The organism is Limibacter armeniacum, assembly GCF_036880985.1.
Classification (GTDB): Bacteria; Bacteroidota; Bacteroidia; order Cytophagales; family Flammeovirgaceae; genus Limibacter; species Limibacter armeniacum.
In genome coordinates this window covers 478395-503618 of record NZ_JBAJNO010000008.1, presented here as the reverse complement: position 1 = coordinate 503618, position 25224 = coordinate 478395, and the positions used below count along the sequence as shown (strand labels likewise).

Sequence of the window (25224 nt, the reverse complement as noted above, 5' to 3'; positions counted from 1 at the left end):
CCATCATATGAAAAATAAAGTGAGAACTGCTATAGTACTTTTCGTTAGCTGCTTCATAATTAGTAGTTGCGAAGACTTTCTTGACAGAGAACCTACTTCAGAGGTTTCAAATGAAGAACTATTGAGTGACCTTGACGGAATTAACTTTGCATTAGCTGGTGTATATAGCAGACTGATTAATAGTGATTATTATTATCTAAAAGGAATGCAAATGTATACAGCCCTACGATCTGGCAATGTAAAACTTAATAACAGCTTCAGTGGTATTGCCACTACCAACATGCTTCCTGTTTATGAGTTTAATACACTACCATCAGACAGCAGCCCTATCATTGGCTCTTACCAATCATTATATCAACTGATTACATATGCTAATAACATCATTGAGGCAATTCCCAACCTTGCTGATGGAGACCAGACACTAAAAAATCAGTACTTAGGAGAAGCTTTGACACTTAGAGCATTGGCTCATTTTGACTTGACAAGATTGTATGCACAACCATACAGTTACACTCAAAATGGCACCCACTTAGGCATTGTAACCCTTCCTGAGAATATTGGTGTCTTTGAACTGCCTTCAAGAAGTCCACTTTATGAAGCCTACAGGTTAATAATCAGTGATCTGGAACAAGCTGAATCACTACTTGGAGGATATAGAAGCGGCAGAGTCACAAAAGCATTTATCAGTAAAGGTGTAGCTCAAGCACTTTTGGCAAGAGTCTATCTCTATAAAAAAGATTGGAACAATGCCATCACATACGCCTCCAAAGTTATTTCAAACCAAGATTATCAACTGGTAAACCATGACAACTACCTAGCAGCTTGGGCTGCTACCACAACCAACCAAGAAGATATTTTTGTCTTGGAAACCAGTGAAAATGGCGCCCCTAAGCTAGCTGCTCAGTTTGGGCAAATAGGTACTCAAACAACAGTTGGGATTTTAACAAAAGACCTATTGGAAATATATGATGACGGGGATATTAGAGCAGAGCTGATTGAAGAGAAAAAAGAGGGAGCTTATGTGACTCGTAAGTTCCATTATGACGCCAGCTATGGCGACCGTTATTTCCCAATTATTCGTTTGGCAGAGATGTATCTGATAAGGGCAGAAAGCAGTGCTGAAATTGGAGACAATATTCAGGCTAGAGCTGACTTGGGTATTATTCAGCAAAGGGCAAACCCCGATGCTTCTCCAGTCACCCTATCAGGAGATGCTTTAAAAGATGCCATCTTACTCGAAAGAAGAAAAGAGCTTGCACTGGAAGGTCATTATTACTTTGACCTGATCAGAAGAGGAAAGGATATAGTAAGAACAGACTGTAATGCCAGCATGAACTGTACGGTCAGCACTCCTAGCGACCTTCAGATCCTCCCGATCCCACAGAAAAACATTAACATCAATGATAATCTTGAGCAAAACCAAGGCTATTAATTATAACTATTACTTGTACTAAACTTACAAAAAAGATGAACAAATGGTTGACCAAAAGCAGTTTATTGCTAACTGCGGGACTACTAACATTCCAAACAGGATGTAAAGATGATGACGAAGTAGCGACACCTCCAAGCGTAAGCTTTGAGCAAAGCGAACTAAGCATTTCTGAAACAGCCACTTCAGCAGCCGAACTAGTCCTGACACTGGACAAAGCTTCTCAAAGTGCTATAGAAGTTGCTTTTAAGCTCTCAGGCACAGCAGAAGAAGGCGTTAACTTTCAGTCTATTGAGGAAAAAACAGTCACATTTAATGCGGGCGAGCAGACAGCTACAGTATTCTTGAATCCGATTAACGTAGCTAGCATTGACGGTGACAAGCAGGTGATTATTGAACTTGTATCGGGCGATAATTACCAAGTTTCAGATGATGAAGGAAAAACAACTGTCAATATTCTGGACAATGCCACTACACTGGAGAATGCTACCGCTGTCGCAATTGCTACCAGCAACACTGTAACCAACCCTTACCTTCAGGAAGCTGTCGAGGTAACGGTAGGTTTGGCTGAAGCTTTAACAGAAGATGTGACGCTAACATTTGACTTTGCAGAAAGCTCTGCTACAATTGGTGAGGATATAGAAATAGATGGCTTGACAAATGGAACAGAGTTGGTAATTCCTGCTGGAGAAGTTTCAGCTTCATTCCAGATAACTCCACTATTTAAAGGGAGTGCAGGTACAGACAAAAACGTATTAGCTAAAATTACTGACATTTCCAGAACTGATGTAGCTGTGACTGAAGGTAAAGCCACTTTTGAACTCCACCTGTTTGACCCAGAAGTTGCATTATCAACTTGGTTATTGGAGAGAGCTGACTATGCTGATCAAACTGGAAATGGTGCTGTTGTTGTTGCCACAAATGAAAATGGAGAACGTGCCTATGATGAAGAGGGTAATGCTCTGCCATCAGTAGTCGTAGATGGTATATACCAACCATATACTCAGCGTATCAACCCTGAAACAGGAAGCTGGACAGCTGCTTCACCTGCCCCTTACATCCATCAAGATGAAACGGATGCGAACTTGCTGAAAGGTGACTGGACTATGACCTACAAGACTGTCCCAAAACCTGGCAGCACTTCATACCCTTATTATTACACGTATATTTCGAATGCATTTGATATCCGTGACATATTCCCTTCTAACTATTTGGTAGGATATAACTCTTCAGGGGTTAAACTTGAAAAGTTTATACGCTTTGCCGCAACTGACCCAGATAACACTGCTGCTGGCAAAGTAATCATACCAACACAGACTGTAACTGTCTACAGGGCAAAAGATGGATATGAGTGGAAAGGAAAGACCTATGTTGCAGAAACAGAAAATGAGGAGTATAACTATAAAATTGACTCCAATGAGACATTAGGCGACATCAGCCTATCAAATAATGTAACCGCAATTGAAGTAACTATTAGCGGTGAAGGTACTTATGATATCAATGCTAAGTTGATTGAAGTAACATTAAACTTTGCTTCAGAAGACCCTAATCTGGAAATGACCTCCATGATCTATCGCATGGTACCACTAAAAAGTGACCTCCCTAACTAATTTTTTAGAGCTGTCTCTTTGAGACAGCTCTTTTCCCTTTCTTCATATTGTAAAACAATGAAACAGAACCATCTAATACTTTTATTGTTACCTACCGTTGTCTTCTCTTCCTTTTTTTTATTGAAACCAGAGGAGCTTACTGAAGATACTTACACTACGTTTGATGGATATACAATCAATACATTACGGACACTATACAGCCAAGAAAAATCCAATTGGCCCAAACCAACTTTAGATAAAACAGCAGAAGATGGATTTGTAGATATTGGACCACTCCCTAAACCTACATATCCAAAGCACAACCCCTATTCTGAAGAAAAAGTAGCATTGGGTAAACGTTTGTTCTTTGACCCAATCCTTTCCAAGTCCAACCAGATAGCCTGTGCCTCTTGTCACGTTCCTGAATTGGGATGGGGAGATGGCAAAAGGCAGTCTCATGGACATAACAGGCAATTAGGCAAGAGAAATGCTCCAACCATACTCAATGCAGGACATTGGCAGACCTTATTTTGGGACGGAAGAGCCCCCTCTATAGAAGCACAGGCACTTTTCCCTATTCAGGATCCTGTCGAAATGAATCAGAACCTTGATGAGCTAGTAAAAGAGTTACAATCACACGAGACTTATCCAAAACTCTTCAAGCAAGCATTTCCTGAAAAAACCATTTCACCTGAAACCATTGGACAAGCAATCGCTACATTCGAACGTGGCATCAATAGCCAATCAAACCGTTTTGATCACTTCGTTGAAGGAAAAGAAACCTTATTAAGTGACCTCGAGGTAGAAGGGCTACACCTGTTTAGAACAAAAGCAAGATGTATCAACTGTCACAATACACCACTGTTTTCTGATAATAAGCTTCACGTTACAGGGCTTCATCAAATGGGAAGGCCTTTTGAAGATTTAGGAAAGTACAACGTTACCCAAGACGAAGCTGACATTGCTAAATTCAGGACACCCTCACTAAGGGATGTAATGTACACTGGCCCTTGGATGCACAATGGTCTATTTGATGATATGTTTGGCATTGTGGCACTATACGACAAGGCTATTCCTGTAGGAAAAAAGCATCCTAAAAAAGAGTACAAATTGCCATTCCCTGAACAATCCGAACTATTAAAACCACTTCACCTGACCAAGAGAGAAAAAGAGGCTGTTGTTGCGTTTATGCAAGCGATTTCATCACGCCCTGTATTTATGACCTCTCCTCTATAACCTAAAATTAAGAAAGGTAGGCTGATCCCCTACCTTTCTCATTTATGAACCATCACTATTTGATGGCAAAGTATTCTGGCCCTCAAGAATTTTTGAGTGATTCCATATCAATTACAAAACGGTAACGAACATCTCCCCGCTTCATCCGTTCGTATGCCTCACCAATCTTGTGAATATCCAACATCTCGACATCACAACTAATACCGTGTTCAGCACAGAAATCAAGAACTTCCTGTGTTTCAGGCATACCGCCAATAGCCGAACCAAGAATCGACCGCCTACCCAACACCAATTGTATGGCTTCAATAGGCGGGTTCAGAGGTGTCAGCTGTCCAACCAGAATATAAGTCCCATTCACTTTCAAGCAAGCGACATAAGGATTTAGGTCATGCTCCACAGGCACTGTATCGAGAATATAATCTAGTGATCCGGCTGCTTGATTCATTTGGTCTTCTACAGTACTAATCACAAAGTGATCTGCCCCATTTCTTCTTCCTTCCTCAATCTTACTTTCAGAACGGGTAAAAAGTGTGACCTCTGCCCCCATTGCCTTAGCAAACTTGATTCCCATATGTCCAAGACCTCCCATACCAACTACTCCAACTTTATCTCCAGGTTTTACACCAACATATTTAAGGGGAGAATAAGTAGTAATACCAGCACACAATATTGGTGCTGCTGCTGCAGGGTCTAGCCCATCAGGAAGGTGTACCACAAAGCGCTCACTCACAATAATATGTTCAGAGTAACCACCATATGTCATCTTACCATCAAACCGGTCTACTCCATTATAAGTCCAAACACCTTGGGCACAATACTGCTCCAAGCCTTCATTACAACTTGAACATTGACGGCATGAGTCCACCAAACAACCAACTCCTACCATATCTCCTACCTTGTATTTGGATACTTCAGAGCCAACTGCTTTTACCCGACCTACAATCTCGTGTCCAGGGACAACAGGATAAACGGTCATATTCCAATCATTATCCACAAAATGGATATCCGAATGACATACGCCACAATAGAGAATTTCAATGGACACATCATCCGGACGGGGTTGACGAGGTTCGTACTGCCACGGTGCAGGAGTTGCACCTTGTTCTTGAGCTGCATATGCTCGAATGACTTTTGGGGTGGTTTCTTGTGCCATTACAGAATAGTTTAAGTGTTATTTACTGGTTACTTTTCTTAGGAGGGATATCTCTTTACTTAACATCTATTCAACCATAAAATGTTGCATATTTTTAAGTAAAGGATGAGTTAGGTTCTTTTTATAAGGTAGTATGCTAAAGCCTATATTTGGGCTTATGAGGTTCTTATTATAAACAACCCAAGTTAAAACCATAAAATAGTTTATAACACCTAGTCTCTGTTTATTAATCTTGGATTAGTACTATATTGAGCAGCATCAAGCTTGAACAAACGATAGCTTGATGTTAGAGACCAAAGACTTTTTGAGATTGAAATAATAAAAATAAGACCTTACACTAAAAATATGCTGTAAGAGTTTCAAAAAACAATTTTGTATAAGATGAAATATTGGGTATCAAAGAGCGGTAATGACAAGCTTATTGTAGTGTCTGATGATGTTATTTATAACTTCAATCCTGGCTTAAATCAACTTTATCTCTTCGAGGAAGAACTTCGCCAAGGAAAGATCCCTAAAAAATTGACAGGGACTCCTCTTAGCTACATAAGAAGTATTTCTTCTAAGGTGGGGTCACCTAAGATTCAACTGAATTATGGCAAAGACAGTGAGCTATTAATCCATGCTGGGGAACATAAGAAAGAAATTTTCTCATACCTTAAGGATGGCTTAAGTCTACAACCGAAATATGTATTGGAAGAGGAAAGTTTTTTTACAAGAGCTAAAAATCCTTTGATTATGCTTTTGATTACTTTAGGGGTTGTTATTTTTTCTTACGACTATGCAAAAAATATGGAGTTGGGTTATACTTATGAGATTCGTGGAAGAATAGGGGTTTTGGGAGGATTATCATTGGGTCTAGCTGAAATACTAGGATCAGAGGGAGTTTTGTTTTTTGGAACACTTATTTCTGGAATTAGTACTGTCTTTATCTGGAAAGCTTTCAGAAATAAGGGCTTCATAGAAAAGCTAATTTATAAAACGAATTAAAAAAATAGCTACGAATAAGTGCTATATGCCAAAATGAAGATCCATACTATGGATGCAGAGCTATCATTACCAATTACAAAACAATGAGTATTCTTTCGACTAAAAATTTAAGCCTGCTCCCAAATCCAATTGAGTTACAACAGGTTTGTAAATCCATTTCTGCTTTAGAAGCAATTATCTGCCCTGAGTGGGAATTTAGGTACTACTCATATCAAAATAATTGGAGTGAGATAGAAGAGCTTTGTGAAATGAGAAATGGGCAAGGTAACCTGATCTAATGGGAAAGACCTGTTGGATTGGATGAATTTGTCAAGTGCAGTGTTCAGATCATCCTTTTGTATTGGCTTTAGCAAATAGTCGACACTGTTTACCTTAAAAGCTTGAATGGCGTATTGGTCAAAGGCTGTCGTAAATATAATGGGTGCCACTACCGTTGTTTTTTGAAAAATTTCAAAGCTTAAGCCATCAGCTAGTTGGATGTCCATAAATACTAGATCGGGGGTTTCGTTTTGCTGAAACCATACCACGGCATCTTCAACCGTATCGATAATTTCCAGCAATTCGAACGTAAAGTCACAGTCTTTCAATAGTAATTGCAATTGGTTAACCGCCCGAATTTCGTCTTCGATGATTAAGGTTTTCATAGTCATTTTTTAAGCATGTCTTCCCTCAGTAGGGGGAGAGCCACGGAAAATTCATTTCCATCATTCGCTATTTCCACAGCTCGGTCTGAGATAAGTGCGTATCGCTTTTCAATATTCTTTAATCCCATTTTTGTAGAAGGCAGCTGTGTGGATTTTTTTTGAATCTTGTTCGTTACCACAACAAAATCATCCGCAACGTCAATGTTAATCACCAGTGTTTTAGCCTTGGAAACCACATTATGTTTAATGGCATTTTCTAAGAGTAATTGCAGGCTCATCGGTGCGATGAGCTTATCTTCCAGTGCTACTGGGATGTTCCAATTCAATTTTAGGTTCTCTCCAAATCGTTCCGATTGAACGTGAATATAGGCTTTCACAAACTTCAGCTCAGACTTTAATGAAATCAAATTAGTGTTACCTGATTCCAGCAAGAAGCGGTAGATATCCGATAGTTTGTCTACAAACTTCTTGGCTTCTTCTTTGGGACTGTGATCGATGATATCTCGCAAGGTGTTCAGTGTATTGAAAAAGAAGTGAGGCTGGACTTGATTGCGAAGCGTATCAAGTTCTGCTTGTATGATGGCCTGCTTTGCCTGTTCTTCTTCTCTGATCGAATTTTTAAGCAGTACAAAGAAGTAAATAGCTTCATAAATGGCCATGGTCATAGTCGTAAGAAAAACCACGACCACCAAGGATCGTATTCTTTCTAGGAAATTGTAACTGACATTCTCTACGAGCAAGGAAATTAAGCTAATTCCTATAAAATCAACTAAGGTCACGGTAATTAAGGTGCAGATAAGAAGAAAAGTGATTCGCTTAGTACTATCCTTTAAACTGGGATATACGATTCTTAGTCGTATTAAGATGAGCCTGTTGATCAACCAATCACAAGCGGAAAAAAATAATGACCCCACAAAAGTGAAGGTGAGCTCGATGGTGGTAAGGTGAGTGATACCTTCTACGTTAAAGACGAAGACTGCCGATAAGCCCAATAGCAAAATACCAATGATAGTAAACCATTTATCATCGAACCCCAGGTATTTTATACGCTTTTCTTTGTTTGTGATCATTCAAATCTCAATTGCTACTTATGTAAAACTTAATCATACCTTCAAGATACAAAATGAATTTGAGTTGAATCATCATTAGGTTGGATTGCAAGATGTTAATTTTGAATATATCTATTCCTGCTTCTTAATATCAGTTTACCTATTGTTTCTTAAGCTTGTTGCTAACGAATAGTATATGGCAAGTAGGGCACAAGATAATGATAAAGTATCAAGTTCGCACTGAGCCAAATCGTTGTATTTTGTTTTTAATTTATTCATTCTTAAAAGCCAAATCAACGATTTGGCGGTGTTTGCAAATAGCACTAAACACTCGTAAACCACCGAACGCCCTATTTGCTATATACAGTGTTATAGCCATTTTTTTACGTCCACCATCTTGGGGTTTTATCAGAATCCTCTGTATCAGGATTCTTTGCTAGTCTTTTCAATTGGTAGTTCATTTCACGTTTAATCATTTCATTGTCAGAATTGGAAAGTTCAGTTATTGTATTGATTGCATCATCTGTTCCAATAGAAAACAAAGCATATCCACATTGACTAATAAACTGACCTGTCCCAGTTTCATATGATTCTAAAAAATCAAATTTCTGTTGAATAACTTCTTTAATTATCGGGACACTCGTATTCTCTTTTCTCCTTTGAATATCATGTATTAAATCCTCATATCTCGAATGCCAAGGTTGCAATATGATTTTATGGATTAAATCAGTGAATTCTTTATTTTCTTCAAGTAACCAAATTAGTGTCAGTCCGAATTCTACACCCTCACTATCCTTTGATTCAATTACTCCGTCTATTAATATTTCAAGATTCTCATGTTTCTTCTCCATATTAAAAGGTAATCGTAAGGTAAGTTCCTCCTTTGATAACTTTCCAAGTTGAAAATCAATAATATTCTGTCTTAATTCTTCAGTCATCTTAATTGGCTATAATACCAAGCTATCGTTTGTTCAAGCTTGACCCTTCTCAATATAGTACTAATCCAAGATTTAATAAACTGATAGCGCATGTTATAAGCTGTTTTACAGCGTTTCTTTGGTGAGGCACAGTGTGTGAAAGTAAAACAGGTACCATAGGGAATTCCTGCTCCTGCTACTTTGTTCGATCCGGCTTTTTCTTTACGCTAGAAGGGAGTTATTAAAAAATGAAACGGATAGAGTTTGAGGCTTTGGCTAAACTATCGGCCGTTTCTCCAATGGACAAACCGGCACGAAACCTGTTTTGGGGCTACTCTTCTGCTAAGGAGATGCTGTTCATTTATCGGCATAAGGTGGTTTTTGTCCTTTAATTACGTTAGCTTTTCTGCATACGCTGACAGGTTAGCAGCTTTTTTCACCTGCTACCTTCCGCTTTCCGAAAACAGGTTTTCTCTAAGCCTCAGGTTAAAAGTAAAAAACCAAACCCTTCGGGTCTGGCACAGAAAAGCTAAGCTTTATTTTTTTAAAACCACCTTGCGGCTGCCATTACTTATCTCCTTGCTTGTCACCTCTCCACCAAAACGCAGGACTTTCCGAATAGCTTATAACGGTTTGGCTATGATTTCGGCGTGGAATAGTCCTGCGGACGATTCCACGCCGAAATCAGTTTAAATATAGGTTTTACTTTTGGTTTTTGCACTGTCGCCACGCTGAATTATAGCCATTGTTGTAAAACGTTTTTTATTTGGTTAATTTCGATTTTCGTTAAATTTTTTTCATCGTTTTATTTCAAGAGTTTCAATCGCAATCATTCTATCTGCTAATTTGTTTTTTCCTTCATAGAAAAAGTTCACTTTTAGAGAGTCACCAACTTTTGACCACGTTCCAGTATAAGTTTTCTTTCGAATTAGTGTTGTTGAATATTGACAGATATTTTTATCAAGAAACAACCATTCTGCATCGAATACTTTATGATTTGTCTTTTTATAATAGATTGTATCTAAATTTTTAATTTCCGATTTAGATAAATTCAGATTCACTGTTCTCGAGCAAGAACTGAATAATTTTAACATTATTAAAATCAGCAGGATTTTTATTATAGAGTTCAATTTTCTAAATGTTTTACAACAATTGTATAAAAAGCATTGCGTTTACCCACCCAATTCAAGGGAGAAAAATGCCATAGCGTTTATTTCTTATGTATCAATAACTCCATTAACCTACAGCATATATCAATATTGTACAAAACTTCTTTGCAGACATATTACCTTTATATAGAAGGTTATAGACCGGTAACACGATGCGTTCTTTTATATCTCTAAAGGCTAATCTTTTCTTTTGTCCATTTGATAAGATAATCAAAACTACTTACCTAACCGTGGATTAAACGTTTAATAAACGAATACTAAACGTTTAATCCATCTTTTATTAGATTCATCTCGTTCGAGATACTTTATTAGTTTTCTCCTTTAGTCGCTATCCAAATAACAGAACTTACTGAAATTTCTTTACTTGTTGCTTTCTGCCAATTATCAAATAAAATAGTGGCCCGATGAGAGGTAGGAATAGCACAACTAAAGCCCAAACTAACTTATCATTATTTTTAAACTCATTATTCAAAATACTGAACAAGCAGATAATTTGTGGGATAAATGCAAAAAATACGATTACCCAAAAGAATAGCCCAATTCCTGGAGTTACAACACTCATCTTTGTTTTAGTTAAAATGTTTATTGAAAAAATTAAGCACAACGTTAATAATATGAGCATGTAGCGGACTTAAATACGGTTTCGTATCGAGTCACAAAGTAGCCAAAGCTACACAAAATTATATAGTCAAATCGGTAGATTTGGCGGGGCTGATTAGAACCACTGCCGACCAAACACCTACAAAAACCGCCATTGCTTATATTTATTATTGTACGTTCGTTCATTTATTATTCAATCAAAAACCCGAATTCTTTAATATCAACTTTCTTTGTCAATTGCCTCGATTTGTTGTTCTTATCTGAATATCCAATCACTACAAAATCTTTGAATATTAAAAATCTTAAATTACCACTTGTCAATGAGATATTCGGAGAAGCAAAAGAAGCAATGGAATTTCCCCATCCAGTTGAATTATTAATCAACCAGTCAGTTAAACTTTTTAATTCTTTCGAATCTTTATTAATTACACTCGTAATGGTACTATCTAATCCAGCCGAATCTTTTTTCCAATATGTTACTTTAAAATCTCTGTCTGATATTTTCAAGTCATTCAAGTCGATTGATTGTGCGCAAGATTGAAAAACAACAAAAACCAATAAAATAAATAGTAATCTTTTCATTACTTTCCGTGTGTCAATTTAATAACCTGTCCACTTTTGGAGTTAATAATAATCAGAAATGTTCCTCCTCGCATTCCAGATGGCAAAGTCCCTCTAATTATCCAATAGCCGTCTATTTTATAGATTTCATACGGTTTTTGTTTTTCAATATTCTTTTGACTATAAATCTCAAATAGAATAGCTTCTGCATATTTAATTGCTGTCTCTTGTGATTTGATAATAGTATCAACTAGTATCTGTTTTTCAGAAGAATTATTTAAGGCAGTTTCTAGCTCTTGTTTTGCAAATTCAATTCCCATTCTTGGTCTATCATCTGACTGAGAATAGGCAATAAAAGATATTGAAAAGAATGCTAGTATTAGTATAATATCCCTCATGTGTTACGATGTTTTTTGAATGACGCACAACAATTGTATAAAAAGCATTGCGTTTATCCACCCAATTTAAGGGAGAAAAATACCATGGCGTTTATTTCTTATGCATCAATAACTCCATTAATCTACAGCATATATCAATATTGTACAAAACTTCTTTGCAGACATATTACCTTTATATAGGGGGGATAGACTGGTAACACGATGCGTTCTTTTATATCTCTAAAGGCTATCCTTTCTTTTATCCATTTGATAAGATAATCAAAGCTGCCTGCCTAACCGTGGATTAAACGTTTAATAAACGAATAATCAACGGTTAGCTCCTTCTTCCTATTCTCAACAATTTTTTGTAAACTCATCTAAACGTCTCAATCCTCAACGAATAAATGCGTCTCCACAACGAACACCGCAGACAGATCAGTCTTATGCTGGAAGCTGGCAAGTCATTGGCAGCCATTGCCCGTGCGCTTGGGGTTCACCGCTCTACGGTAAGTCGTGAGGTGGCGCGCAATAGTGAGGCAGATGGTCGCTATCTTGCTTTTCAAGCGAACCGCAAAGCCCATCTGCGCAGGATGGAAGCAGGTATAAAGTCTTACAGGAACAGACAGCCACAGCCTATGCCCAAGGGTGGTATCAGTACTTATAAGCGTTCCTACCATTTGAGTTTACGGTTTGTAGGCGTTACTGAGTGGACTTGGAGGGATCGGTTGGAGGTACGAAAGCCCCGCAAACGTGTTTGGTGGTGGCATGACATGCGTAGCTACCGTAGCCGCTATGACTACAACTATAAGGTAAGGAAAGCTTGGCTCAATTTGCATCGCAAACGTGACTGGTGGGATATGTACTGTGAGAACTCTGAGCGTTACCGGTTTGGGCGGCACAATTACTTTTCTTTTCCTACAGGAACGGGCAAGTCTATCAGGCAGAAGCCCTATCGTGAGCGCCCTTATATCAGAATGCCCAAATACTGGTGGTGGCTGTATAAGAAAAAACCGCAGGAGTGTGCTATTGAGGTCAAGATAGCTATACCTAAAGCGCAAGCGCAAGACGAGGGCATCTTGCTGTATAGAGAAATACAGCAGCCTGAGCCAATAACGGTTGATACTGCTGCTGTGGAGGTAAAGTGCCGCAGTGGTCCAGGTTGGGCTGCGTGATGCTTTAGCAAGTTCAGTATCTATGTGCTTCGGCTCGGTTCAGCAACCGTACGTGTGGTCATTGAGCGTAGCCGAAATGCTCAGTAATTGTACATGTGGATATTGAGCACAGCCGAAATGCTCAGCTGTAATTTTTTGAACTGCCTTTTCCCCTTCCTTGAATGAAATTCCACAACCGTTTGGTAATTATATAATTTTTAGGTTGACCATATGGGGTCATCCCTACAGAGGTGTTGCGTTTACTTCTGAATGGGCGGGGTTCTCCGTAGTAAATTTTTTGCGGCAGAGCTTCTGCTTGATTTAGTGATGTTTAATGTGTGTAATGGGTTTATACCTAGGACAGAAACCTTCATTTGACAGCATGCAAGACACTTGGTTTAGTAGCTCATTTTTATACTGCCCTTTCAGGGCTAATGGATCTTTTTATGACAACGGGTTAAAACCCGTCGCTAATATATTTTGTCCCTTCGGGACTTATGCCCTGAAAGGATTTCATGTAATGACAATTAATACAACACCACACCCTAAAAGGACGAAATAATGCTAATCCATAACTCACATTATAAAAGAACAGCTCCATAGCAGCAAAACGACGACAAGTAGCAAGCACAGCAGGATAAGTGGTAAACCTACAGTAACCCATCTGCTATTTCTAAGGATATGCCAGTTACCTCGGCTAATTATTTCACCTATTACCATTGCTCCAATTATGAAAAGCCCTACAGGGCCTTTCAATAAAATAGCCAAGCCAGCACCTGCAAACCCTCCAACAAAATGGCGTAATTTGTTGCTTCTCAACGCTACAAAGAATTGCCAAGTAGAGAAAGATACTATACTTAGCAACATCGCATCTATCTTGACATTATTCATAAATAGCAGCATTCCCAATGAACAAGCCGTCATCAACACTGTTAGTTTGGCCACTTGCTTTCCATAGCACAGGATAGTCAATTGATATAGGCTATAGAGCCATAAAACATAAGTGACGGCAACCGATAGGCTATTGAGTTTTGCCCCAAAATATCCATTGATAAGGCGTTGAGCCAGAAAAACAAAGGCGGTTTTTGCAGGTATGGTAGACCTCCCTTGAATGTTAGCTTTAGCCAATCACCTCTTTCAAGTAGTTCTTTACTGATTGAAGCGTATTTGACTGCATTACCATAAAGCTCTACCATCATGCCGCTCCCATAAGCGCCTACCATCATCAAGAGCAACAGGGCATATAGGACACGCGGCTTTTTCCAATAAACAGTGTCCATTTTCTTTATTTACTTTTGGATAGATAGGCTGCATCAGTTGCAACCACTATCCATGGTTTATATGTTAAAAACTGATTAAATCTAACCAGTACTTATTATCCAGGTACCAGTTTACCGTATGTCTTAGTCCTTCTTCCAGTGAAACTTCCGGTGTCCAATCCAGCAGTTCCCTTGCCTTGTCAATACTGGCCCATGTCGTGTCAATATCAGCAGAGTGGAACGGCAAGAAATCTATGACAGCCTTTTTGCCCAGCATTTCCTCCAGATGCTCTATGAGTGTCAGCATAGATACAGGTTGGTTACCTGCTCCCAGGTTGATGATCTCATATGAAAGGGGCTTCAATACTGACTGTACTGTTCCTCTAGCAATATCGCCTATATAGGTAAAGTCACGAGCTTGGGAACCATCCCCAAACAATTGTATGGGCATTCCCTGATCAATCCAGCGGATAAAGCGAAGTACACTCATGTCAGGTCTTCCAGCAGGGCCATAGACAGTGAAGTACCTTACAATAGCTACCTCAAGTTCAAACTGGTTGGCATAGGTGTAGGCGATAAGTTCAGCGGCTTTCTTGGTAGCTGCATAAGGTGAGATAGGGGCATTTACTGGAGCATCTTCCCGATAAGGCACTTCACAGCCTGCATAGATTGAGGAAGTGGAAGCCATTACATAGCGCTTGACCTTGTATTGCTGCATCAGGTCCAACAGGTTCAGACTGCCCATGTAATTAGTACTGGCATAGATAAACGGATTTTTCAGGCTATACCTGACTCCGGCACGTGCTGCCAGATTGATCACTGCCTCGAATTCTGAGATAGCAAACACGGACTTCAGCGAGATATGGTTTTCGACATCTATTGGGTAGAAAGTGAAACGCTCATGCCGTAGTAAGCTATCCAATCGGAATTTTTTAATACGGATATCATAATAGTTATTCAGGTTGTCTACCCCTGTAACCTCATGGCCTTGCTCCAACAGTTGCATGGCTGTGTAGGAGCCTATAAAGCCCGCTACTCCTGTAATTAGAACTCTCATCTTTACTACAAATATGATTTAGATTTCCTCTATTGAGTTTTGTTTTGGCCATCATTGAATCTAAAGCGGTAAACCTATCCATCACATCTCCATATCTTACTGCATAGCCTATACCTAGACTTAGAATTTTAGGTTGTATCCCATTCTGAATACCTGTGTTTCACGGTAATCGGTGCTGGTATATCTAAAATCCTCCCCTTGTATTTCCTTTCTTTCTACAAGGGTATTCAGTATGTCTGTTGCATTTATAAAGACCAATCCCTTACCGTGCTGCACTGACTTGGTGATACCCATGTCCAGTGAGTAACGGGCTCCTGTTTTTCCTTGCGGGATGATATCTGGTGCCAGATATACCCCCGTGAGTTGTACCTCCCAATGATGGGACAAGTGCAATTGGGTATTCAATTTTATATTTCCGGATATAATAGAAGAGGTCTCGGCATGATAGGTATGGGGAGTCGGATATTGGTTCTCCACGCTGAATGCATCAATCTGCTGCCGATAGCCAGTCATGCTTAGGTTCAGTGACATCAGCTTATCGAGGTCCTGTGTCAAGATCATTTCGATACCAGTAGCATGACTATTACCGGCATTCTGGAAGACTGAGTAGATCAGGTAGCTGTCAGGAACAGTAGTGGCAATTCGGGTAATCGTGCCCTCCACTGCCCGATAAAACAGGGCTCCATAAAGACTACCCTTTTGCCAATTGGCACGGTAACCCAACTCGTACATGTTGGTGAACTGAGGAGCCAAAGTAGGGTTCCCCACCTTAATGATCTCAGCATCGTCATACTTTGGGAAAATCCGGATATCTACTTCGCTAGGTCTGTCAACCCGCCTGTTATAAAAGACTGATAAGGTATGGGAAGGATTTATCTTGTAAGTGAACCTTACATTGGGAAAAGGTTGGAAATACCGGTAACCGTCACTTTTGTAGGTGTTATGGCCTGGATTGACCGTATAATCCACATTGACATACTCAATACGAAGCCCAATTTCCGCGTCTATCTTGCCATTTTCAAAGGCGTAATTGCCATACAAGGCAGGAATGGTTTCTTTGTAAGTGGCACGTCCGCCTGCTGTAGAATCCAGTGGAGAGTTAAACCCCGGGAAAAACTGCATATTGGTTGGAATCTCCCGTCTTCTCAGTTTGAGACCGGTCTCGAGACTGCCATGTAATAGTGGTCTGATATAATCCACCGATACATCCGCTACATGTTCATCTGACAGAAGCTTGAAGGCATCTTTTCCGCTATAGTCAGGTAAGATATTGTCAAAGAAATATTGCTCATCCTCCCGATGGAAGGTATAACTGAGACTTGACTGAAGCTTATGACCAGGGGTGGCAAAAGCATGCTGGTAGTTGAGAGTAGCAATACCGGTTGTCTTTACCTCGTCTTCAAGGTACTGCCAGAGCCTAAGCCTTTCGGAATAATCATCGCTGAAAAAGGGCTGGTCTCCCCTATCTAGAATTTTTTCTTTACCCAACATTCCGGAAAAACTCAGCATATCCTGCTGGTTCAGGTACCAGTCTACACCAGTCCGAGAAGTGAAAAAATTAGTATCACGGTTTCGTTTGCTTTGCTGTCTGATAATGGTACCATCCTGATAGGTTCTGTCTACAAACTCATTTTTGTACAAGCTCTCTGTATAGAGGTTATCTGCTTGAAGAAAGAAATTGAGTTTCTTTTTCCGGTAATTGAGTGATAAGGAAGGATTCACTTTTGGTGTACGCTTGTACTGGGGTCTGATTCCGGGCAGGTTATCTTTTCTGACCCAAAGGGCACCCACTCCTGCCGATAAGCCAACTTTTCCATTTAGCCCTTCTTTTTTCTCCTTCTTCAGTATGATGTTGATAATACCAGCATTGCCATTTGCCTCATACTTGGCAGAAGGATATTGGATAATTTCCACCTTCTCAATTGCTGAGGCAGGTAAGTTATCCAATCCGCTTTGGCTACCAAAACCAGTAAGAGCTGTCTGTTTTCCATCTATCAACACAGTTACCCTGTCGTTTCCCCTAAGTTGTATCTTCCCGTCCTGTACTGTTATTCCTGGTAGGTTTTGCATGGCCTGAAGCATGGAACCTCCTACCTGTGCAATATTATCTGAAAGGTGATAAGTCTGCTTGTCCAACAACTCACTGACACCCCCTTTTTCTCCTGTAACGGTTACTTCAGCCAAGGTAGCTGCTTCGCTCTCCAGATCGATTGGCGGCACTTCCAGAAAATCTGCATGACTACCTATATAAAGTGACTGGGTTTGGGTTGTGTACCCTATGAATGTGGATTGAAGCAGGTACTCACCGGGTTTCTTGACCGTCAGCGTAAAACGTCCCTTTTCATTGGTGATACCACCATCAACAAGGAGGCTATCTGGTAGTGTCCTGAGTACTACATTGACATAGGGTAAAGCCTCTCCTGTGGCTTTATCCATGATACGACCAGATACCGTTGTTTGGGTTGTCTGGGCAGATATGGGACCAATTAACAGCAACAGCACAGGAAGCAAATATATTCCGCTGCATTTGCGGAAGACCAATTTCATATTGGGGATTAATCTCATTCGTTGTCTATTTTTGAAATATGTTGTGCCTATTGTTTAGCTTGAACTTTGTATGGCTAAGTTGCTATTGGATTTAGAAGATTTTTAGAAGACAATACAGCAATGAAACTTGGTAAGTTTGAGGTATACCATTGCTGTTAGACGATTTAGATCTGTCCTATTAAGAGGTATGGTTTTATTACTACTTTTTTTCCTTACCCAGTCCTTTGTTAAAACCTGCTCTAAATTTCTTCGAAATTCATTCCTTACCTTGTAGTTATGAGAATCCTGATAATCGAAGACGAGCCAGAACTGGCGGCAAGCCTTGAGTCTTACCTTACTGAGGAGACATATAGGTGTGAGGTTGCCTCTACATTAGAAGAAGCCATGGACAAAATCCATGACTATGAATATGATTGTATCCTACTGGACCTGATGCTACCAGATGGCAATGGTTTCCAACTACTTGAAGAACTCAGACGAATGCAAAAGCAAGAAGGAGTAATTATCATATCTGCCAAAGGGGATGTAGAGGATAAGGTAAAAGGCTTGCAGATAGGTGCAGATGATTACCTCTCAAAGCCATTTCACCTCTCAGAGCTTCAGGCAAGGATCTACTCTGTAGTAAGGAGAAAACACTTTGAAAACAGCAATGTCATTACCTTCCAAGAGGTGCAGGTTGACTTGCTTGCCAAGTCAGTTGAGGTAAATGGAGTTTTGGTTTTACTGACACGTTCTGAGTATGACCTACTGACGTTCTTTATCAAGAATAAGGGTAAGGTTATTTCCAAGATGGCATTGGCAGAACATCTTTCTGGTGACATGGCAGATATGATTGACAACTACGGATTTGTCTATGCTCACACTAAAAACCTAAGAAAAAAGCTGATGGAAGCCGGTAGCCAAGACTATATCAAGACAGTCTATGGTATGGGGTATAAATGGGATATATGAAAAAGCTGATTACCAAGACATTGATTTATTATGCAGTCATAGCATTAACACTGCTACTGTGCATTTCTCCTTTTTTTTACTGGCTGACTCTTCAGCTTTACACAGATGATGTGGATGAGGCACTGTACTTACGCAGGGATGAGTTTTTCCATTACCAACAGGCATCCCTTACACTGGAAGACATTGCTGACTGGAACCGCTTTAACCGAGACACACAGCTTTTGCCTGATTCATTAGGACAAAGCCATTCAGGAATAGTGGATGAATTCTTTTATGATACACTCTCTGTTGAATGGGAGCCTTATCGCTCCCTTTATGTACCCATCCGCATAGAAAAGAAGCCTTTTACACTGATGATTAGGCAAAACCTTGTAGAATCAGAAGATATTATCGGCAATACGGCTTTGCTTTTCCTACTTACTTTTCTGGTACTGCTATCAGGTTTTATGCTTGTCTCTACATTGGTATCCCGACACCTTTGGAGACCTTTTGACAAGACACTGGAACAGCTCAAACACTTTAACCTAAATGCTCCCCCACCGACCTTTGACAAACCACAGGTCAGAGAGTTTGCTCAACTCAATGAGGTGCTTCAGCAACTTGTGGATGTGAATGTGGAAATATTCAGGTTACAGAAAGAGTTTACGGAAAATGCTTCACATGAGCTGAAGACCCCTATTGCTGTCTTCCAGTCCAAACTTGACTTGCTGATACAGTCCCCTGACCTGACTGTGGAGCAATCACAGATAGTAGAGCAACTCTATCAAGCTATATCTCGAGTAAGCAAGATCAATAAAAACCTGATCCTGCTTGCCCGAATGGATAATATGAACTCCCTTAACCCAGTTGAAGTGTCTCTTGCTGAAATGCTGAAGGAAATACTACCTCTCTTCTCTGAGCAGCTTTATGAAAAAAAGATCCAACTGGAGGATGGTATCGAGTACCAGCTAACCGTTTCAGCCAACCGAACCCTCTTGGAAGTGATGGTGAGCAACCTGATTCAGAATGCAATCCGACATAATATAGAAGGAGGTACACTTTCTATTCGCCTAAGCGCTGGCAAACTGGTTATTTCCAACAGCAGCCAAGGGGCTGAGCTAGAGAAAGAGGTGATCTTCAGGCGCTTTTCAAAAGCGGGCAACCACCCACACAGTACAGGACTTGGACTTGCCATTGTCAAGAAAATTGCTGACCTGCATGGCTGGCAAATCCATTACAAATATTCGAGTGGTCTACATTCCTTTTCTATCCAATTCTAAAAATCTTCAAAATCTGATACTAGGTTGCTGATATAACCAATAAACAAGACCACAAATGAATCGACGACCTTTCTATACTCAGGCTCTTTTTGTAGTGCTGGGTTTGTTATTCTGTCTTAGCACCTCATATGGTCAAGACAGGGAAGTACCTGTGGCTGTTAGCAGTACCTTTCAACAGATGTTCCCGAAAGTATCCCACTTGCAATGGGAGATGGAGGATAACAATTGGGAAGCAGAATTTAAGGTGAAGGGCTCTGAATATTCAGCCAATTTTGACACTAATGGCAAATGGCTTGAGACAGAAGTTGCTATTGCTATCTCAGATTTACCACAACCTGTTTCAGGTACTTTAAAAGATCGTTTTCCGGCATGTAAAACCAAGGAGGTGGAAAAGGTATCGACTCCAAAAGGAACCTCATTTGAAGTGGTGTTGACTTGTAAGGATGGACAGTCTGAAATTCTACTGGATAGTACAGGTACCGTTCTATTGGAAGAGCGGATAAAAGCAAAGGACAATGAGAAAGAAACAGACTGACCAAGTGACAGAGGCATACGCTTTTTCTAAACTATGGGATGAACTGATTCCCAGTATGGGCGCATATGAGCATCTGGAGACCATTACAGAAAAAGCCATGTGCTTTAGTATGGCACTGCTGAAGCACGGCAGGTGCAAAGAGTTTCCCTTTCATAATTGGGTACATACCAATGAAGTTGTCCGCAATGTAAAGACCATACTGAGGCAACAGCATATACCAGAAAGTGAGGCAGAACCACTTATAATAGCAGCATGGATGCATGACATTGGTTTTGTGGTCACCTACCAACAACATGAGGTAGTCAGCTGTCAACTGGCGGAAAGGTTTTTGGTATTGTTTGATTACCCAACTCATAAACTGGAATTGGTACTGACCTGCATCAGAGCTACCCAAATACCTCAGAAACCAGAGCACCCACTAGCAGAGATCCTTTGTGATGCGGACCTGTTCCACCTAGGAACGGCTGACTTTACTCATCGCAATGCGCTGCTTAGGCAAGAATGGGAAAAAGAATTGGGGAAGAGCTTTTCGGAAGATGAGTGGCAGGAGCTGAACCTTATTTTTTTACAACAGCACCAATACTTTACCGCCTATGGCAAAGACTGCCTCCAAGAAGGAAAACAGCAAAACATCTATAAGCTAAGCAACTTGAATCATCAACGATAGGTAACTGCCTAATGACTTGTCGCCGTCTCCTACATAGGAAGTAACTCGCCTTCATAAACCGATTAAAAATGAGAAATACAATGGTTTTGGTTGTATGCCTATTCGTGGGCTGTATGCAACTTTATGCTCAAAACAATTCTGTAGACACCCTTAAAAAGGTTAAACCAACCTACTGGAAGTCACTCATTGTCCCCACAGTACTTATCAGTTTTGGAACCATAGGTACCTATAACAAACACTTGAACCATATTAACCTTGAGCTGCGGGAGGAAGTAAATGAACATATAGATGAAGGAATTACAATAGACGATTTTACGCAGTTTGTACCTTCCTTATCTGTATATGCGCTGAATATGGCAGGTATAAAAGGTAAAAGTGCTTTCTGGAAAAGGACAACCGTGTTGGCTACTGCAACCCTGATTATGGGGTCTTCTGTTCTGACCCTTAAAAACAATACACAAATTCTTAGACCAGATGGCAGTTCTACCAATTCCTTTCCGTCAGGCCATACGGCTACAGCATTTATGGGCGCAGAGTTCTTACGACAGGAATACAAGGATATCTCTTGCTGGTATGGTGTTGCGGGGTATATGGTAGCAGCAGGTACAGGGCTTTTCAGGATCTACAATAACCGCCATTGGTTAACAGATGTCGCTACAGGAGCAGGAATCGGTATCTTAAGTACTAGAATAGCTTATTGGGTTTATCCCTTGATGGAAAAAGTAGCAAGTAAATCTGGCCGAAAGACCAATTCTGCTTTGTTGCTTCCATTTTACCAGCAAGGTTCTTTGGGCGTAAGTTTTAGTTTGAAACTCTAAACAGACAAATAAACAGTACTAAAATCAACCATCTTAATACCAAAAATCTATGGAACTTTCAGTTGTCATTGCCCTGATGAACGAGGAAGATAATGTTATCCCGTTAATTGGACAGATTCAGATTGCACTCCAACATTTAGATTATGAGATCATCCTAGTTGATGACGGTTCTACTGACCTGACCGTGGAACGGATAAAGTCAGTTGCCAATGATCGAGTTAATTTGGTAGTGTTTACCAAAAATTTCGGGCAGACTACTGCCTTGGCTGCCGGAATTGATTACGCCAAGGGTAAATATATAGCGACCATGGATGGTGACCTGCAGAATGACCCAACGGACATCCCGATGATGCTTGAAAAACTGAAGCAGGAAAACTGGGATGTAGTAGCAGGGAGAAGAGCCAACAGGCAGGATGGGGCGCTGTTACGAAAACTTCCCAGTAAGATTGCCAATGCCATAATCAGGCGAATGACTGGTGTTTACCTGAAGGATTATGGCTGTACACTTCGGGTATTTCGCTCACACATAGCCAAGAACCTTGGACTTTATGGAGAGCTGCATCGCTATATTCCGGTGTTGATTCATATGCAAGGTGGGCGTACTACAGAAGTGGATGTGAAGCATCATGCCCGTATCCACGGTAGCTCAAAGTATGGTTTGGGCAGGACAACCAAAGTAGTCAGTGACCTATTCCTGATGATGTTTATGCAGAAGTATATGCAAAAGCCAATTCACCTATTTGGGTTGCTTGGATTACTTAGCTTTGCAGTGGGAGGTGGCATAAACCTTTATCTACTTGTATTGAAGTTGATGGGACAGGATATCTGGGGAAGACCCCTTCTTATTCTAGGTATCACACTTTTGCTGGCCGGTATACAATTCCTGTTTTTTGGCGTGATGACGGAGTTAATGATCCGTATCTATTATGAGTCACAAAACAAGAAAACTTATCTTGTAAGGGAACATTTCAAAGGAACTGAACAGGTTTCACTTTTCGGAGAGCGTGTATCTGTCTAAGGTAAGGGCAAGAATATCGGCCAATTGATATGTTTGAAAGTAATTCGGTTCTATGGGGATTTAATGCTATAAAGTATCTTGATTCAATTTACCAAATAGAGCAATTTAAAAGTATATTAAACTCTCAAGTTTGGTCTGAATTAAAGACTGAATGGTTAAAAATTTCCAAATTGAATCCAAGAGCAATAGGATTCTATAATGAAATTATTGCTTCAGAGAATAGAGATTTAGGTTTTAAAGAATCAATTGCAATAATTAAAAAAGAAGATAACAATATGTAAAATGAATTAAGACACATTTTACATTAACCGTTAGCTACAACATTGGATTTATCAGTAAATACGTTTATATAATTAATGCTAATTCACAAATAATCGAATGGTTCCGAATAGGTTCCAAACGTGCTTTTGAATTCGAATTAATCCTTAATGTTGGAATAAATGAAATGACCTCAAACAAGGTGAGCTCAGTTTCTAATACTCATAACATTCAATCAATAATACATAAACGAATAACTACTACTTAGAGCATAGAAATAATGAAAATCCAGATGATGGAATAGACTGGAAAAATAGGTTTATAGAAACAGAAATGTATTCTCAAGTAAACGTCTTAAATAAACAATTGAAATTATTTCATGGAAATGAAGTGGGTAATTGCATCTAACCAAAGGGAATTCAGAGAAATTATAAATGTAGCTAATAATCTGTATGTTGCTATAGCGTCATTAGTGATCTAGTTTAGGTAGTGGCAAATTTGTTATCCCTTCAAAAAATCATATTTAAAACGGGAGAAGAGGCTAGGATAACCTCGCTGAACTAGTCTTCTTCGAATATATTGAGGTATCGTGTAATCTACAGCGGAAGCACGCTGCTTTAGGCTATCTCCCCCCCCATGAATGCGGACATTTAATTTCAAACAACAACTTAGCAGCCTAACTTAACAGGTTCTCCACTTTTTTGTTCCAAGTCCTACGCAAGGGTACACGACTGTTAGGTATAAAAAAAATCCCGAGCATCGCCCGAGATTCCTTTTCTATTGACTCTATTCTTTTCCTTTAGCTCGCCACCTTCTGTGGTTGTGCTTCAGCTATTTTTTTCTCATAACTCCCATTGCCCAAGTGGTACAACATCCCAAAGTGACTTCTTAGTGCACCTGCAAAAGTTTTATGGGCAAAGTAAGGTACGCCATACTCTTCTGCTGTTGCTTTGACAATACCTGAAATCTGTCTGTAGTGAACGTGACAGATATTGGGGAACAAATGATGCTCAATTTGGTAGTTCAGTCCTCCAATAAACCAAGAAAAGGCTCTAGACCCATGGGCAAAGTTTGCAGTCGATTTCAATTGATGAATCGCGAAGTTATTCTCCATGCTTCCTCCATTTTCTTCTGTATTAAAAAATGAAGTTTCTTCAATCACGTGTGCACATTGGAAGACCAAGGCAAGTGACAACCCACAAACGGCTTGCATCAGTAGGAAACCTAACATGGTATACCACCATGGTATTGGGATCACAGCGAGCGGTAGCACTATGAATACAAGTGTATATATGATTTTACTTAAGGTTATTTTGGTCAATGCCGACTGAAACGTCAGGTTTTGTGTTTTCAATAGATCCTTTTTCTTGTATCTAAAGGCTTGTTGAAAATCTTTGCTCACTAGCCAATACAATGTCATGATTGTATAGAAGAAGGGTACATAGATAAATTGGAATTTATGCATGCCCATTCTCTTTTGATTCGGCGACATACGGATAAACCCATTTCCTAGGTCTTCGTCATGCTCATGAATGTTGGTGTAGGTATGGTGGAGTACATTGTGTTGTATTCTCCAATTGGCAGGATAGCCACCGACCAAGTACAAGATTCGTCCGATCCTCTCATTGGTCTTTCTATTCTTGGAGTACGCACCATGATTTGCATCGTGCATTACGGCCAGGCCAATTCCAGACATCCCAAAGCCCATGAGTCCCCATAGACCAAGTATAACCCATATATTGGTAATGTACCCTGTCAACATGAAAGTAAAAGGTAATAAGTACAGGAGCACCATAAATAGGGTTTTCACTTTCATTTGGCGGTTTCCATACTTTGAAATGTTGTTTTCCTTGAAGTAGCTGTTCACCCTCTTCCTCAACTCCGTGACAAACTCTGGTCTGTCTTCTCGATTAAATTTTACACTAACTGAATTCATAGCAATTTTTATTTTATTTGTTTCACTCTACCCGACAATTTTTAAAAAGTCACGAAC

At 39.9% G+C, this 25224-nt stretch carries 26 protein-coding genes; 13 read left to right on the top strand and 13 right to left on the bottom strand.

The window, feature by feature from the left end; all coding sequences use genetic code 11:
- Positions 1 to 7 precede the first annotated feature (7 nt).
- From V6R21_RS08060 to V6R21_RS08050, 3 genes are read left to right on the top strand one after another with little or no spacing between them, the layout of a single operon-like run.
- Positions 8 to 1432 (top strand): RagB/SusD family nutrient uptake outer membrane protein, encoded by a 1425-nt coding sequence (locus V6R21_RS08060; protein ID WP_334242530.1) that lies wholly within the window; start codon positions 8 to 10, stop codon positions 1430 to 1432.
- A gap of 35 nt (positions 1433 to 1467) precedes the next feature.
- A complete protein-coding gene (locus V6R21_RS08055; RefSeq protein ID WP_334242529.1) occupies positions 1468 to 3039 on the top strand; it encodes a Calx-beta domain-containing protein in 1572 nt (523 codons plus the stop codon).
- Between the two features lie 57 nt (positions 3040 to 3096).
- Complete coding sequence (locus V6R21_RS08050; RefSeq protein ID WP_334242526.1) at positions 3097 to 4254, top strand: cytochrome-c peroxidase; 1158 nt, start codon at positions 3097 to 3099, stop codon at positions 4252 to 4254.
- 82 nt (positions 4255 to 4336) lie between these two features.
- On the opposite strand, the gene V6R21_RS08045 is transcribed toward V6R21_RS08050, so the two are convergent.
- Entirely contained in the window at positions 4337 to 5407 is a 1071-nt protein-coding gene (locus V6R21_RS08045; protein WP_334242524.1) for an NAD(P)-dependent alcohol dehydrogenase, read from the bottom strand.
- Between the two features lie 381 nt (positions 5408 to 5788).
- On the opposite strand from V6R21_RS08045, the gene V6R21_RS08040 reads away from it, so the two are divergent.
- The gene (locus V6R21_RS08040; RefSeq protein WP_334242522.1) at positions 5789 to 6394 is read left to right on the top strand and encodes a hypothetical protein; all 606 of its coding nucleotides are present in this window, start codon (positions 5789 to 5791) and stop codon (positions 6392 to 6394) included.
- A gap of 206 nt (positions 6395 to 6600) precedes the next feature.
- Here V6R21_RS08040 and V6R21_RS08035 read toward each other — a convergent pair whose 3' ends face one another.
- From V6R21_RS08035 to V6R21_RS08025, 3 genes are all read right to left on the bottom strand, one after another.
- The gene (locus V6R21_RS08035) at positions 6601 to 7038 is read right to left on the bottom strand and encodes a LytR/AlgR family response regulator transcription factor (RefSeq protein ID WP_334242521.1); all 438 of its coding nucleotides are present in this window, start codon (positions 7036 to 7038) and stop codon (positions 6601 to 6603) included.
- 2 nt (positions 7039 to 7040) lie between these two features.
- Positions 7041 to 8108, bottom strand: a complete 1068-nt coding sequence (locus tag V6R21_RS08030; RefSeq protein WP_334242519.1) for a sensor histidine kinase — start codon at positions 8106 to 8108, stop codon at positions 7041 to 7043.
- 362 nt (positions 8109 to 8470) lie between these two features.
- Complete coding sequence (locus tag V6R21_RS08025) at positions 8471 to 9025, bottom strand: hypothetical protein (protein WP_334242516.1); 555 nt, start codon at positions 9023 to 9025, stop codon at positions 8471 to 8473.
- A gap of 227 nt (positions 9026 to 9252) precedes the next feature.
- Between V6R21_RS08025 and V6R21_RS08020 the strand changes: the two genes are divergently transcribed.
- A complete protein-coding gene (locus tag V6R21_RS08020; RefSeq protein WP_334242515.1) occupies positions 9253 to 9396 on the top strand; it encodes a hypothetical protein in 144 nt (47 codons plus the stop codon).
- Positions 9397 to 9801: 405 nt separating this feature from the next.
- On the opposite strand, the gene V6R21_RS08015 is transcribed toward V6R21_RS08020, so the two are convergent.
- The 4 genes from V6R21_RS08015 to V6R21_RS08005 form a co-directional block, all read right to left on the bottom strand.
- Positions 9802 to 10134, bottom strand: a complete 333-nt coding sequence (locus V6R21_RS08015; RefSeq protein ID WP_334242513.1) for a hypothetical protein — start codon at positions 10132 to 10134, stop codon at positions 9802 to 9804.
- Positions 10135 to 10519: 385 nt separating this feature from the next.
- A complete protein-coding gene (locus V6R21_RS32395; protein ID WP_408612976.1) occupies positions 10520 to 10735 on the bottom strand; it encodes a PLDc N-terminal domain-containing protein in 216 nt (71 codons plus the stop codon).
- 227 nt (positions 10736 to 10962) lie between these two features.
- On the bottom strand, positions 10963 to 11355 hold the full coding sequence (locus tag V6R21_RS08010) for a hypothetical protein (protein WP_334242510.1): 393 nt from the start codon (positions 11353 to 11355) through the stop codon (positions 10963 to 10965).
- The gene (locus V6R21_RS08005) at positions 11355 to 11732 is read right to left on the bottom strand and encodes a YbbC/YhhH family protein (RefSeq protein ID WP_334242507.1); all 378 of its coding nucleotides are present in this window, start codon (positions 11730 to 11732) and stop codon (positions 11355 to 11357) included. The genes V6R21_RS08010 and V6R21_RS08005 overlap by 1 nt, the downstream gene beginning before the upstream one ends.
- 383 nt (positions 11733 to 12115) lie before the next feature.
- Here V6R21_RS08005 and V6R21_RS08000 point away from each other — a divergent pair, with 383 nt between their 5' ends.
- Positions 12116 to 12883, top strand: coding sequence for a helix-turn-helix domain-containing protein (locus tag V6R21_RS08000; protein ID WP_334242505.1), 768 nt, complete (start codon positions 12116 to 12118; stop codon positions 12881 to 12883).
- A gap of 555 nt (positions 12884 to 13438) precedes the next feature.
- Here the strand turns inward: V6R21_RS08000 and V6R21_RS07995 are convergent.
- The 4 genes from V6R21_RS07995 to V6R21_RS07980 form a co-directional block, all read right to left on the bottom strand.
- The gene (locus V6R21_RS07995) at positions 13439 to 13834 is read right to left on the bottom strand and encodes an ArnT family glycosyltransferase (RefSeq protein ID WP_334242503.1); all 396 of its coding nucleotides are present in this window, start codon (positions 13832 to 13834) and stop codon (positions 13439 to 13441) included.
- Entirely contained in the window at positions 13831 to 14142 is a 312-nt protein-coding gene (locus V6R21_RS07990) for an ArnT family glycosyltransferase (RefSeq protein ID WP_334242500.1), read from the bottom strand. The genes V6R21_RS07995 and V6R21_RS07990 overlap by 4 nt, the downstream gene beginning before the upstream one ends.
- 64 nt (positions 14143 to 14206) lie before the next feature.
- On the bottom strand, positions 14207 to 15178 hold the full coding sequence (locus tag V6R21_RS07985; RefSeq protein ID WP_334242498.1) for a GDP-mannose 4,6-dehydratase: 972 nt from the start codon (positions 15176 to 15178) through the stop codon (positions 14207 to 14209).
- Positions 15179 to 15298: 120 nt separating this feature from the next.
- Positions 15299 to 17743: an outer membrane beta-barrel family protein gene (locus tag V6R21_RS07980; protein WP_334242496.1), complete on the bottom strand. Its 2445-nt coding sequence runs from the start codon at positions 17741 to 17743 to the stop codon at positions 15299 to 15301.
- Between the two features lie 258 nt (positions 17744 to 18001).
- On the opposite strand from V6R21_RS07980, the gene V6R21_RS07975 reads away from it, so the two are divergent.
- The 7 genes from V6R21_RS07975 to V6R21_RS07945 all read left to right on the top strand — a co-directional run bounded on the left by V6R21_RS07975 (position 18002) and on the right by V6R21_RS07945 (position 23254).
- Positions 18002 to 18676, top strand: a complete 675-nt coding sequence (locus V6R21_RS07975; protein WP_334242494.1) for a response regulator transcription factor — start codon at positions 18002 to 18004, stop codon at positions 18674 to 18676.
- Positions 18673 to 19935: a sensor histidine kinase gene (locus tag V6R21_RS07970; protein ID WP_334242493.1), complete on the top strand. Its 1263-nt coding sequence runs from the start codon at positions 18673 to 18675 to the stop codon at positions 19933 to 19935. The genes V6R21_RS07975 and V6R21_RS07970 overlap by 4 nt, the downstream gene beginning before the upstream one ends.
- A gap of 55 nt (positions 19936 to 19990) precedes the next feature.
- Complete coding sequence (locus V6R21_RS07965) at positions 19991 to 20470, top strand: PepSY-like domain-containing protein (protein WP_334242491.1); 480 nt, start codon at positions 19991 to 19993, stop codon at positions 20468 to 20470.
- Positions 20451 to 21137 carry an HD domain-containing protein gene (locus V6R21_RS07960; protein WP_334242489.1) on the top strand — a complete coding sequence of 229 codons (687 nt, stop codon included), beginning with the start codon at positions 20451 to 20453 and terminating at the stop codon, positions 21135 to 21137. The genes V6R21_RS07965 and V6R21_RS07960 overlap by 20 nt, the downstream gene beginning before the upstream one ends.
- 68 nt (positions 21138 to 21205) lie before the next feature.
- Positions 21206 to 21955 carry a phosphatase PAP2 family protein gene (locus V6R21_RS07955; RefSeq protein WP_334242487.1) on the top strand — a complete coding sequence of 250 codons (750 nt, stop codon included), beginning with the start codon at positions 21206 to 21208 and terminating at the stop codon, positions 21953 to 21955.
- Positions 21956 to 22004: 49 nt separating this feature from the next.
- Positions 22005 to 22973, top strand: coding sequence for a glycosyltransferase family 2 protein (locus V6R21_RS07950; protein WP_334242485.1), 969 nt, complete (start codon positions 22005 to 22007; stop codon positions 22971 to 22973).
- A gap of 29 nt (positions 22974 to 23002) precedes the next feature.
- A complete protein-coding gene (locus tag V6R21_RS07945; protein WP_334242483.1) occupies positions 23003 to 23254 on the top strand; it encodes a hypothetical protein in 252 nt (83 codons plus the stop codon).
- Positions 23255 to 24030: 776 nt separating this feature from the next.
- On the opposite strand, the gene V6R21_RS07940 is transcribed toward V6R21_RS07945, so the two are convergent.
- Entirely contained in the window at positions 24031 to 25167 is a 1137-nt protein-coding gene (locus tag V6R21_RS07940) for a fatty acid desaturase family protein (RefSeq protein ID WP_334242480.1), read from the bottom strand.
- Positions 25168 to 25224: the final 57 nt, after the last annotated feature.